Origin of the sequence: Nonomuraea glycinis (genome assembly GCF_014646515.1) — a bacterium.
GTDB lineage: Bacteria > Actinomycetota > Actinomycetes > Streptosporangiales > Streptosporangiaceae > Nonomuraea > Nonomuraea glycinis.
In genome coordinates, this window is sequence record NZ_BMNK01000019.1 from 21,838 (window position 1) to 33,867 (window position 12,030).

The following is a 12,030-nucleotide window of genomic DNA, read 5'->3' on the forward strand; positions in this document are numbered from 1 at the left end:
TGGTCTCCGTCACGGCCGGGCTCGTCGTAAGGCTCGGGCGCGCTCTTCCGGCGTGTCATGGGCGACGGACAGCTCCGCCGCCACCAACCTGACCAGGTCGTGCATGCGGAAGCGAGCGCCGGCCGCCGGCTCCAGCAAGCGGAATTCGGTCAGTTCGTCGAGCGCGGCCTCGGCCAGGTGCGGGTCCACGTCGAGCAGCGCCGCGGTCCGCACGATGCCGACCTCGGGCAGGTCGAGCACGCCCAGCAGCCGGCAGGCGCGTGCGGCCGCCGTCCTGAGCGTGCCCGCGCGGTCGGTCAGGAGCCCGTAGCTGACCTGGAAGCAGGAACGGATGCTCAGGCCCGGCGCCTGTAACACGTCCAGACGCCTTCGCCGGTCGCGTAGTCGCTCGCCGAACCTCCGCAGGGACCAGTTCGGGCGGCTCGCGAGCCGGGTGCCCGCGATGTGCAGCGCCAGCGGATGGTAGCCGCACCAGCGCGCCACGTCCGCCGCCGCCTCGGGCTCGGCGGCCACCCTGGACTCGCCCACCAGCAGCCCGAGCAGGCGCATCGCGTCCGTCTCGTCGAGCATGCCGACCGCGATCGGCACCGCGTCCACGGTCGCAGGGAGGGTACGACTGGTGATCAACGCGGCGCAGCCGTCGCTCGCCGGGAGCAACGGCGCCACCTGCGCGGCGTCGGCCGCGTTGTCGAGGATCACCAGGACCCGCCGTCCGGCCAGCAGCGACCGGTAGGCGGCGGCCGCCTCCGCCGTCGTCGCGGGCACCTCACGCCCGGGAACGCCCAGGGCGCGCAGGAAACCGCCGAGCGCATCGGCAGGCCGCAGAGGCGGCACGCCGGGACTCGATCCTCGCAGATCGACGTAGAGCCGGCCGTCGGTGTAACGGCCGGTCGCACGGTGCGCCAGGTGCAGGGCCAACGCCGAGGTGCCCACTCCGCCGGCGCCGTGCAGCGCGATCACCCGGGCTCCCGACCCCGGCGGCGCGGTTCCGTACAGTACGTCGTTCGCGCGCGCGAGCTCGGAGCGCCGGCCGACGAACGCCGACGGCTCGGGAGGCAGCCGTCGCGCACGCCGATGCTCGTCCCCGCCGTCGAGCGTCACGCCACCGGTGTCCGCGAGCATGCCCGTGCCGCCCGGAGTGAGCATGCCCGTGTTGCCCAGGTCCGTGCCGGTGAGCAAACCCGTGCCGTCCAGAACCGGGTCCCCGTCCAGGATCGCCCGGTGCAGTCGGCGCATTTCCGCGCCGGGGTCGAGCCCGAGTTCGTGCGCCAATACCCGGCGGGCCGTCGCGAACGCCTCCAGCGCGCCCGTCACGTCCCCACATCGGTACAGCGCCACCATCGACTGGGCGTGCAGGCGCTCGCGCAGCGGATATCGCCTGGTCAGCTCGCGGAGCCGGTCGAGAGCGGCCCGGTGTGAGCCGAGTGCGAGCCAGACGTCGAGGTGCTCTTCCACGGTGCTCAGGTAACGGTCGGTCAGCTGGGCGACCACATCGCGGAGCACGGGTCCCAGCGGCACGTCCTGCGCGGCCGTCCCCCGCCAGATCCCGAGAGCTCGCTCGTACGCGTCCTCCGCCGCGCGGAGATCCTTTCGGACGAGCGCTTTCCTGGCCAGCGTGAGCAGTTCCTCGAACAGGAAGAGGTCGAGCTCAGGGGGCTCGACCTGAAGAAGGTAACCCCCGTCGGAGGTGACCAGCCGCCGGCCGGCCCGAGGATCGGCGGCCGACAGCAGGTGACGCAGCCGCATGACGTACGTGTGCACATTCGGCACGGCGGAACGGGGAGGTCGCTCGTCCCACACCTCCGCCACCAGGGACTGGATCGGCACGGTGCGGCCGGCGTGCGCGAGCAGCATGGCGAGAACGGTGCGTTGCTTGTGCGCCGAGACCCGGACGGGCATCCCCTTGAGCTGGACGCCCAAGGGGCCGAGAAGGTGGAACCTCACCGGTCCGCTTCCGTCGTCAGCCCGCCGGACCCGGCCGGCCCGTTCAGCTTGCGCAGTGCCACCCCGAGTATGTGGTCAGCGGGGAAGAGCCCGCGGTGCCGGGAGTCGATGCTGTCCGGGTTGTCGCCGAAGACCACCACCGCCCCGGCGGGCACCCGCTCCAGGCCGTCCTGCCCGGCCACCCCCGCCGGCAACGGGTCGCCGGGAAGCGCGGCGGCCCGTTTGATGTTCCAGTGCCGGCCGTCCGAGGCGGGCGGACCCGGCTGGTACGGGGCGGACGGATCCAGCGGTGGTTCGAGCACGATGACGTCGCCCCGGCGCACCTGTCCGATCCGCCGTCGCCGTACCAGGACCCGGTCGCCGTCGGCCAGGGTCGGCGCCATGCTCGCTCCCTCCACGGTGACCACCACGTACCGGCGGCGAGCCCGCCAGAGGCCCGCGCCCAGCGCGAACCCGGTGGCGGACAACCCGCACGCAACCCACGTGACCGCGTTCATCGCACCCCTCCCGATCAGTCAGTGGACGGGCAGGCTAGGCCTCGGCCTCGGCCAGGTAGTCCCTGGCCTGCAGGTCGAACAGCTTGGCGTATCCGCCGCCGACGGCCATCAGGTCGTCGTGCGTTCCCCGCTCCACGATCTCGCCGCCGCGCAGGACCACGATCAGATCCGCCGCCCGGACCATGCCGAGCCGGTGCGACACGAGCAGGCTGGTACGTCCCGCGCGGTGCTCGACCAGCCGGGTGTGGATCTCGTGCTCGGCCTGGGCGTCCAGGCCCGCGCTCGGTTCGTCGAGGATGAGCAGGTCGCGTCGCTCCCTGAGGAGAGCGCGGGCCAGCGCCAGGCGCTGCCATTGGCCACCGGAGAGCACCACCCCGGCCTGCGGGTCGTCCTCGTCCTCCAGGCCGAAGAAGATCCGGCTCAGCAGCGTGTCGTAGCCGCGCGGCAGCGCCCGGACGATGTCGTGCACGCCCGCCAGGCGGGCCGCGGACTCGATCCTGGGCCGGTCGTGCAGGGCTTCGATCTCTCCCATCGCGATGTTCTCGGCCGCGGTGAGGTCGTAGCACATGTAGTCCTGGAAGAGCACGCCCATCCTGCGGCGCAGTTCGCTCGGCGGCACGTCACGGATGTCCACGCCGTCCCAGTAGATCGCGCCGCGCGACGGGTCGTAGAAGCGGCAGAGCAGTTTGATCAGCGTGCTCTTGCCGGCCCCGTTGAGCCCCACCAGCGCGACCGAGGCGCCGTGCGGGATGGTGAGGTCGACCCCGCGCAGCACCCATGGGTGGCCGTCGTCGTAGCGGAACCACACGTCGCGGAGCTCGATGCCGTGCCGCATCGTGGGCAGCACGGCGGCCTCGCGAGGCGGCGACGGCAGGTCGTCGGGCAGCGACGTCACCTCGGCGTGGTAGCCGAAGAGCAACAGCGCATGATGGGCTCCCGCCACGGTCTCCACCAGCCCGACCAGCGCGGCCTGCGCCCCCGCCACGGCGCCGGCGAACGCCGTCACGTCGCCGAGGCTGAGCCCTCCATTCAGGGCGGTGAGCACCGCCCACAGCAGCCCCGCACCGGCGACGGCCGTGGAGAGCAGGGCGAGCAGCGACTGGGTGATCGCCTCCTGCCGGTCCAGCCGCCGTTCACCGGCCTGCAACGTGGCGAGCTCGCCGAGCACCCGGCTCTTGAGGAAGCCGCCGAGTCCGAACAGCCGGACCTCTTTCGCCGCCCGGACATCGGTGATGAGCGACGAGTAGAGGATCTGGCGCCGCGCCGTGGCGGACAGTCCGGCCAGCATCCCCACCCGCCGCCTGACCATGACCATCCGCGCGACCAGGGCGGGGATGGCGGCCGCCGTCACGAGGCCCGCCATGACCGGGCTCAGCAGCGTCAGACTGACCAGCAGGCTGACCAGGGTGATCACATTGCGTGCGGCGTCGAACAGGCCGGAGGACACCGGCGTCAGCGCACCGCCGGTCGCCTCCGCCGCCATGCGCAGCCGGTCGAGGAACACCGGGTTCTCGAAGCGGGACAGGCCCTGGAAGCCGGTGACCGCGGCATAGAGCCCGTCCTGGAGCAGCCGGTCCAGTCGCCGATCCAGCTCCGTCCGCAGGTAGGCGGTGACGTACGGCACGACTCCCGAGGCGAGGCCGAGCAGGGCGAGGGCCCCGGCCGCGGGCAGCGCCTGATCCGGATCACCGGCGGCGAGCCCGTCGACGAGGACCTTCGTCCCCCACACGAGGCCGGTCGGCAGCAGGCCGGCGACGACCGTGAGCGCGAGCTGACACACCACCAGGCCGGGTCCGGCCCGCCAGGACAGCAGCCCCACCGTGGCGGCGTGCCGCAGCGGTCTGCGTGGCAGGTCCTCGATCGGCGTGTGGCCGGCGGCTGACGCCGCGCTCATACCGTCGCGGCCAGTTCGGCCAGGTGGTCCGCGTCCGTGTCGGCCTGGACGATCCTGCCCTCGGCGTCGACCCGCAGGAACATCGGGAACGTCTGGATGCCGAGGTCCGCCGCCACGGCGGCCGCCTCCTCCGCCACGACGACGGCGGACGCCTCGCCGACCACGTCGACCAGGTTCTGGAGCTGCCGGCCCGTCCCGGTGACGAACGCCAGGGACGTGCCGGGGCGGGCCTCGGCCGCGAACTTCGGGGCGTGCTCGTGACACGAACCGCAGTCGGCGTCGAAGAACCCCACGAGCCGCGGGCTGGGCACGGCACGCGTGGCGGTGGCGGGCAGCGTGCGTCCGACCAGGAACGAGGGATCGAAGGGCAGCGTCCTCGGCTCGCCGGCGAGGCGCTCCAGCTCGGTGGTGTGCTCGCGCAGGCGGCGCAGCACCGCGAAGGTGAGCAGCAGGTTCACCAGGCAGAGCACGCCGACCAGGACGACGGCGGCGATCATAAAGGGCATCGGACGATCTCACTTCCGGTCATCGGGACGAGACGGTGAAAAGGGCCACAAGGTCGTCGAGTCGTACGACGATCAGGATCCCCACGGCGGCGACGACCGCCGCCAGGGCGAGACCGGCGGGGTGGGCGGGAGATCCGGTGCCGGCGGTGGCGAGTCCGGCCGCGAGCCCGGTGGCGGCGCCTGTGATCAGCAGCAGATTGCGCACCACGTGCACCCGGCCGAGCGGGGTGTCGGAGGCGCCGAAACACCGGCACGTCCCGCGCCGCCCCCGGCGCAGTGCGGCGAGGATGCCGGCGGTCATGACGGTGAGGGTCGCGCCCGCCGCGGCCAGACCCGCGATCACGGTGGGCGGGAACAGCAGCAGGAGCACCACCACCGCCTCGGCCCCCACCAGCGCGTACGCCGCCAGCGCGGACCAGGCTCCCGAGAGCAGCCCGAGCGCCCTGATCGAGGCGGCGAACGCCTCGAAGTCGGCACGCCCGCGGACCTTGCCCGCGAGCGCCAGCACGAAGACCCCGGCCAGCAGCACCCGGCAGGTCGTCATCAGATAGAGCATCATCTAGCCGGTTCGTTCCATTTCCTACCGGGTCCTGCGGCGGCACTCCGGCCGCCGCCGAACCACACCGGAGCCGTCAGCAGGGCCTGATGAAGAACGTGTCGCACGGGCCGCACGAGGAAAGGCCGCCGACCACGTGGCAGACCTTCATGACGTCGGCGGGCGGCCGGCAGTAGCAGCGCTTGTAGAAGCTGGTGTCCGCCTTCGCCGTGGCCTTCGGCACCAGCCGGTCGAGTATCCGGTCACCGAACCCGCGCAGCAATGCGTTCATCTGGAACCACCTCTCTCTGCAGGAGCGTGTTGGATCATGACGCTAGTGAGGGCGCCTACAGGGGCCGATACATCCGCGCTACACCGGGCGGCGAGCTCCGCGGCGAAGAGCCGCAGCAGATCGTGCATGCGGAAGCGGTCGGCGCCGATCGGCTCCAGCAGGCGCGCCTTCATCAACTCCTCCAGCGCCGCGTCGGCGACCTTCGCCTCGACGCCGAGCAGCTCGGCGGCGCGATCGATGCCGACCTCGGGCAGGTCGATCGCGCCCAGCAGCCGGAAGGCGCGCACGGCCACGTCCTTGACAGGGCTCACGCCCTCCTCCAGCGCCGCGACGCTCACCTCGAAGCCGGAGCGGACGCTCAAACCGGCCGTCTGGAGCTCGTCGAGCCTCCGTCCGCGGTCCCGCAGCCGTTCGCCGAAGCGGCCGAGCGACCAGTCGGGGCGGCCGGCGAGGCGGGCGCCGGCGATGCGCAGCGCCAGCGGCTGGTGACCGCACAGCCGCGCGATGTCGGCCGCAGCCCCGGGCTCGGCGGTCACTCGGGTCTCGCCCGCCAGCATCGTCAGCATCCGCACCGAGTCCGGCGGGTCGAGCATGCCGACGGAGATCTGTACGGCATCCAGGGTCGACAGCATGGGCCGGCTCGTGACCAGCGCCGCGCATCCGTCGCCGGCCGGGATCAGGTGCGTCACCTGGGCAGCGTCCACGGCGTTGTCGAGGAACACCAGAACGCGCCGGTCGGCCAGCAGCGACTGGTAGACGGCCGCCGCCTCCGCCTCGGTGGCGGGTACGTCGTCGTGCGGCACCCCCAGCGCCCGGAGGAACCGGCCGAGCACCTCCGCCGGCGGCAGCGGCGGCCTACCTGGAGTGGAGCCCTGCAGGTCGGCGTGGAGCAGGCCGTCGGCGTAGTGACCGCCGGCCAGGTGCGCCGCCCGCAGGGCCAGAGCCGTCTTCCCGGCTCCGGCGGGACCGTGCAGCGCGAGCAGCCGTGAGCCGGCGCCTGCCTCGGCGTCGCGCCACAGCACGTCGAGCGCCTGGGAGAGCTCGACCGACCGGCCCGCGAACACCGCCGGCTCCCGCGGCAACTGGCGCGGCCGGGGGTGGCTGCTCCGCACTTGTACGGCCGCCGGTCCGCCCGGCGACTCCACGTCCGGTTCCCGGCGCAGGATCGCCTGGTGCAACCGGCGCAGCTCCGCACCTGGCTCGACGTCGAGCTCGTCGGCCAGGACCTGGCGGGCCGCCCGGAACGCGCCCAGCGCGCCGGCCACGTCGCCGCACCGGTACAACGCGACCATGAGCCGGCCGCGCAGTCCCTCCCGCAGCGGGTATCGCACCGTCAACGCGCGCAACCGCTCGGCCGCCGCGGCATGCCTGCCGAGCGCGAACTGGACCTCCGCGAACTCCTCGACGGTGTTCAGGTAGTGGTCGGTCAGGTGGGCGACGACCTCGCGCAGGGCGGGACCGAGCGGCACGTCCTCGACCGCCATTCCCCGCCACAGCGCGAGCGCCTTGGCGTACTCGTCGTGCGCCGTCTCGAGATCGCCCCGCTCCTGCGACCGGCGACCGCGGGCGGACGACGTCTCGAACTGGGCGAGGTCCACCTCGGCGGGCTCGACCCTGAGCAGGTAACCACCGTCCGAGGTGACCAGCCGCTCGCCGTCCGGGTGGGCGGCGGAGGAGAGCAGGTGGCGCAGCCGCATGAGGTAGGTGCGCAGGTTCGCCACCGCCGAGGGGGGCGGTCGCTGATCCCACACCTCGGCCACCAGCGAGGTGACCGGCACGGGGTGGTCGGCGTGCGCGAGCAGCATGGCGAGGAGAGTGCGCTGCTTGGGCGCCGCGATCCGCAGGGGGATGCCGGCGGGTTGGATCCGCATCGGGCCAAGGAGTTGAAACCGCAACAATCCTGCCTTTCACACCGGCCGCTCACCCTGACACGACGTACGACGTCGTCCCGATCAGGGCCGGGCGTCGATCGGTGGGTGGCTCCCTGCGAACCACCCACCGACCGCACCGATCCTGCTGGTCATGGTCCTTCAGCCGCAGTGTCCCCACGAGCTCAGTGACTGGAAGGTCTGACCTCCCCGATCTGAGGCGATGCCGCCGAACTGCACGCACTTGCCGGCGGCCTTCACCCGCACGGGACCGGCATAGCTGGTGAAGTTGCCACTGTCGCGGTGGATGGTGCTGGATCCCGACACCTGGATGCGGGCCTGGGTGTAGGTGGCGGTGCCGATGTCCGCCGTCTTCATGGTGACTACGCAGTTGTAGCCGTTGCCGCTGTTGTAGAGCAGGTAGACCGTCGCCCACAGCTTGCCGGTGCTGATCGGCAGCGAGTCGATGACCCCGTACCCGGAGCCGCACACGCTCTGCGGCGAGGCGGCGGCGGTGGTCGCCCCGGCGGGGACGGCCTGGAGGAGGAGCGCGGCGGCGGCCGCCGTCGCCAGAGCCCGAGCGGAGATGCGTCCTACGTCCACGTTGGCGCCTTTCGTTAGGGCGGCCGCAGCACGGCCGTCGCCGTAGACGATCATTCGGAGGGCCTCGGCCGGTCAACCCCTTCGCGGGCCAGGAATCGGACTTTCGACGCAATCCGGGATGCGGACAGGTGGCGGAAACCGTACGGAAAGATCGCCTGACGGATCGGGCCCGCCGCTCGGCCGATCTGGGGCCCTGATCGGCCACCCTGACAGGGAGCGGCCGTGGGGTTGGTAACCGGCATCGGGACGGTACGCCACGAGCGGCGCTCACATGAAGTTGCGGGTGTGCAGGGCGGCCAGGTCGGCGGCCTCGTCAGCCGGGAAACCGAGCCGGACCAGGCGGTTCCTGCGGCCGTCGAGCATCTCCGCCTGGAGCACCTGGACCGCCGCGTGCCCCCGGGCGATCGCGGCGGGACTCCACTCACCGGCCGCCAGCACCGTCAGGGCGTCCAGCACGTCCGCGTTGATGCCGGCGGTGTCGGCCAGCGCGTCGTGCCGCCGTTCGATCGCCCCTCTGAGCGTGCCCCGGAAAGCGGGGTCGGCTCGGGCCTGCTCCTCCAGGTGGGCGATGCCGAACGCCACGTGCCGGGCCTCGTCCTGGTGGGCCAGGGTGACGATCCGCCGGGTGACCGGATCGGGCGCGTACCGGTCCAGGAAGGACAGCAGGTTGAGGAAGCTGCCCTCGCCGAGCACCGACAGCAGGAACGAGGCGAGGGAGAAGTCGGGCTCGGCCAGCAGCGACATCAGGGAGGCGCGTCCGCCGACGGAGGAGGTCCCGAGCTCATCGCCCTTCAGCGTCGCCCGGCGGGTGAACACCTCGACATGCCGGGCCTCGTCCGCCGCCTGCACGGCCAGCAGTTGCGTCACCTCCCGGAAGTGCGGATGCACCCGGGCCAGCAGCCGCGCGGGGATGACCAGGGCGGCCTGTTCGTTCTCCACCAGGTAGGTCATCACCTGGACGACCGCCGCCTCGATCTCGGCGGGCAGCTCGAACGGGGTGTCCCAGGCGACCGCCGCCACCGGGTCCCACTGCCGGGCCACCGCCTGCAGGTAGAGCTTCGGCGCCAGCTCGGACCACACGGTCTCCTTGCGGTCGAAGTCGTAGGGGACCGCCGGGCCGCCCGACTCCACCAGGGCGCCACGGGCCGCCAGCCCCCAGTGCGCGGGGGGCCGGGCGATCAGGCCGGCGGGGGAGGAGCCACCGGCCCGTTCCGCGCCGGCCCACCGGTCCTGCCCGGCCCGGCCGCGGACGACCCACGCGCGCACCCGGCCGTCACGCTCGTCCCCCGGGAGGAGCTCGTGGCCTTCCCGGCGGCACCACGCGGCCAGGTGCACGACGAGCGCCTCGTCCGTCCCGGCGACCGCGAGCCGGCCGCCGACGGGCAGCAGCGCCAGCTCCCGGCGCAGCAGGAGGTGGGCGCCCCGATCGAACCCCACGTCCCCCAGGTCGAGAGCCGGGACCGTCACGGCCGGTAACCGTCGGCGGTGATCCGGCCGGCCTCGTCGTAGAAGCCGCCGGCGTCCACCGCGGCCTCCAACTCGCCGTATCCGCTCGTACGGCCTTCCACCCAGGCGGTGAGACCCTCCAGATCGAGGAGGGGACGCACCTCCGGGTCGGCGTACGACATGCCGGTGAGCAGCTCGCCGAACAGCCGGACGAGCTCCTCCGGCGCGGAGTCGACGACGGTCATGTTGCAGTGGTCGTAGGCCGCCGTGCCGGTGAGGATCCGGGTGGCGCCGGGAGACAGCGTGCCCTCACGGCTGAAGAGCAGGTGGTTGGCGTCGACCATGCAGGCCGCGGCCACCTCGCCCGCCAGCAGCGCCCGGGCGGCGTCCCGCTCGCCGCCGATGTGGTCGCCGTGCAGGCCCACCCCCACCTCGAAGCGGCGTACCTCGAAGTTCGCCCCCGCGACGCGCAGGTGATGCAGCGGCAGGAGGGTCGCCTGTGGCGAGTCGACGGCTCCGGTGCCCACGACCTGCCCTTTGAGGTCGTCCAGGGAGGCGATGCCGGAGTCGGCGCGCACGACCACGACGGAGCGCAGATCGCGGTCGGTGTCGCGCATCACCAGCGGACGCACCGAGCGGCCCGCGGCGGCGGCCAGCCGCCGGGCGCGGACCCATGCCAGCGGCGAGTTCCAGGCGGCGTGGACGCGTCCCGCGACGAGGTCCTCGACCTGCCGCTCGTAATGGGAGTAGAGCACGAAGTCGAACGGCAGGCCGTTGCGCAGGAGCCAGGACCGGAACCCGGTCCAGATCGGCACCACCTTCGCGTCGTAGGCCACCGCTCCCATGAGGAGCGTCACGACGCGCCTCCGTCGAGCAGGGGCAGGCCGAAGGAGACTCGGCCCACGAAGTCGTGCAGGGCCTCCGTGGTGGGGGCCATGACCCGGGCGGCCAGGGCGTCGCGGAAGTGCCGTTCGATGCCGAGGTCCCGCCGCAGCGCCGACCCGCCGCAGAGCCGCATGACCTCGTCGCCGATCTCGACCGCCGCCTCCGCCGCGACGGCTTTCACCTGAAGGACCCGCAGCATGGCGTCCTCGCGCCCGGACTCGAGCGCGGCGAGGGTGTCGTTCAGGAACGCCCGGGTCTGGTCGGCTCTGGTACGGATGCGGGCGTAGGAGGACCTGGCCGGGAGCTGGTCCGCCAGCCGCTGCCCCAGGTGGGCCAGGTTGGTCTTGGCCAGGTGCTCGTGAGCCTTGGCCGCCAGCGCCTCGATGACGCCCAGGGAGCAGGCGGCGTTGAGCACCAGGAAGGTCGGCAGCACAGTGGCGAGCGCGATGTCGAGCCCGTCCCCGTCCGTGCCCAGCATGGCGTCGGCGGGGACGCGCACCCCCTCGGCCGCCATCGGGCTGGAGGCGTTGGCGCGCAGGCCGAGGCCGTCGTAGGAGCCGCTGACCGTCAGCCCGGCCGCGTCGCGGGGCACCAGCCACAGCGTCATGGGACCGTCACCGGACAGCGGCCGGCTCGACCAGACGTACCCGTCCGCCTCGCCCGCCGCGGTGACGAAGCTCTTGCGCGCGTCCAGCCGGATCTCGCCCCCGTCGGCCTCGGCGGTGCTCAGCGGCGCCCAGAAGTGGCTGCGCGAACCGGCCTCGGAGAAGGCCAGCATGGCCAGGTAGCGGCCCGCCGCGATGTCCTGGCGCACCTCGGCCGGGCCGTGCGCCTCAAGCGCCGCGGTGGCCGAGTAGTGCATGAGAGTGATCATCGCGGTGGATCCGCAGGCGGTGGCCAGTTCGGTGATGACCTCGGCGGCGGCCCTGAGCCCCTGCCCGCCGCCGCCCACCTCCACGCTGCTGGTCAGGCCGAGCAGCCCCGCCTTGGCCAGGGCTTCGATCGCGGCGCGCGGGAACTCCCCGGCCCGGTCGACCTGGGCCGCGGAGGGAGCGACCACGTCCGCGATCACGTCCGAGACAACGGTGTGCATGTAGCCCCATTCATTGATGGTTCGGTGTGTTCCGCCCTCGGACCCCGCCCGACCGGCGAGGCCGGCGATCCAGCTGAGGCGCGGCGTCAGAGCAGGCCCGGCGTCAGAGCAGGCCCGGCGCCACGCGGCCGGTGCCCGTTCCCGCCGTTACGAGCGTCGCCATGAGCGCCGACACGAGCGCCGCCATGGATCCGCCCGGGAAGACCGGGATCCGGGCGCCCGCTCCGGCTGCGAAGGGCGAACGCGGCCGGCCGCGCGGGACGCCTGCTGTGGATCGCATGGGGGCATCATCGGCCCTCGCGCTTTCCTGCATCTTTCCCCGCCCTTTCCGCTGACTCGCTCGCCGGGCGTTCCCTACGCTTTCATCGGCCTTCCTGGACCGGCGGCGCCCATCCCGAATCTTGCTCGGGGCTTGAGCAAGTTTTACGGTCAGCGCACGTTGCGGCTTCAGCGGCCATCAAGCGCCG

The 12,030-nt window shown here is 72.8% G+C and carries 12 protein-coding genes; all 12 read right to left on the bottom strand.

The window, feature by feature from the left end; genetic code table 11:
• Positions 1-9 precede the first annotated feature (9 nt).
• Positions 10-1,944: an AfsR/SARP family transcriptional regulator gene (locus IEY87_RS37555; protein ID WP_189143612.1), complete on the bottom strand. Its 1,935-nt coding sequence runs from the start codon at positions 1,942-1,944 to the stop codon at positions 10-12.
• Positions 1,941-2,441 (bottom strand): S26 family signal peptidase, encoded by a 501-nt coding sequence (locus IEY87_RS37560; RefSeq protein WP_189143613.1) that lies wholly within the window; start codon positions 2,439-2,441, stop codon positions 1,941-1,943. Before IEY87_RS37560 ends, IEY87_RS37555 begins: the two co-directional genes overlap by 4 nt.
• 34 nt (positions 2,442-2,475) lie before the next feature.
• Entirely contained in the window at positions 2,476-4,335 is a 1,860-nt protein-coding gene (locus IEY87_RS37565) for an ABC transporter ATP-binding protein (RefSeq protein WP_189143614.1), read from the bottom strand.
• Positions 4,332-4,841 (bottom strand): hypothetical protein, encoded by a 510-nt coding sequence (locus tag IEY87_RS37570; RefSeq protein ID WP_189143615.1) that lies wholly within the window; start codon positions 4,839-4,841, stop codon positions 4,332-4,334. The genes IEY87_RS37565 and IEY87_RS37570 overlap by 4 nt, the downstream gene beginning before the upstream one ends.
• Before the next feature lie 19 nt (positions 4,842-4,860).
• Positions 4,861-5,400, bottom strand: coding sequence for a MauE/DoxX family redox-associated membrane protein (locus IEY87_RS37575; RefSeq protein WP_189143616.1), 540 nt, complete (start codon positions 5,398-5,400; stop codon positions 4,861-4,863).
• 73 nt (positions 5,401-5,473) lie between these two features.
• Positions 5,474-5,668, bottom strand: a complete 195-nt coding sequence (locus IEY87_RS37580) for a hypothetical protein (protein ID WP_189143617.1) — start codon at positions 5,666-5,668, stop codon at positions 5,474-5,476.
• Entirely contained in the window at positions 5,665-7,539 is a 1,875-nt protein-coding gene (locus IEY87_RS37585; protein WP_189143618.1) for an AfsR/SARP family transcriptional regulator, read from the bottom strand. Before IEY87_RS37585 ends, IEY87_RS37580 begins: the two co-directional genes overlap by 4 nt.
• A gap of 159 nt (positions 7,540-7,698) precedes the next feature.
• Positions 7,699-8,139 carry a hypothetical protein gene (locus IEY87_RS37590; protein ID WP_189143619.1) on the bottom strand — a complete coding sequence of 147 codons (441 nt, stop codon included), beginning with the start codon at positions 8,137-8,139 and terminating at the stop codon, positions 7,699-7,701.
• Positions 8,140-8,406: 267 nt separating this feature from the next.
• The gene (locus IEY87_RS37595) at positions 8,407-9,606 is read right to left on the bottom strand and encodes a ferritin-like domain-containing protein (protein ID WP_189143620.1); all 1,200 of its coding nucleotides are present in this window, start codon (positions 9,604-9,606) and stop codon (positions 8,407-8,409) included.
• Positions 9,603-10,442 (bottom strand): phosphate/phosphite/phosphonate ABC transporter substrate-binding protein, encoded by an 840-nt coding sequence (locus IEY87_RS37600; RefSeq protein ID WP_225277993.1) that lies wholly within the window; start codon positions 10,440-10,442, stop codon positions 9,603-9,605. The genes IEY87_RS37595 and IEY87_RS37600 overlap by 4 nt, the downstream gene beginning before the upstream one ends.
• Complete coding sequence (locus tag IEY87_RS37605; protein ID WP_189143621.1) at positions 10,439-11,563, bottom strand: acyl-CoA dehydrogenase family protein; 1,125 nt, start codon at positions 11,561-11,563, stop codon at positions 10,439-10,441. The genes IEY87_RS37600 and IEY87_RS37605 overlap by 4 nt, the downstream gene beginning before the upstream one ends.
• Before the next feature lie 103 nt (positions 11,564-11,666).
• Positions 11,667-11,843 (bottom strand): hypothetical protein, encoded by a 177-nt coding sequence (locus IEY87_RS37610; protein WP_189143622.1) that lies wholly within the window; start codon positions 11,841-11,843, stop codon positions 11,667-11,669.
• Between the last annotated feature and the right edge of the window lie 187 nt (positions 11,844-12,030).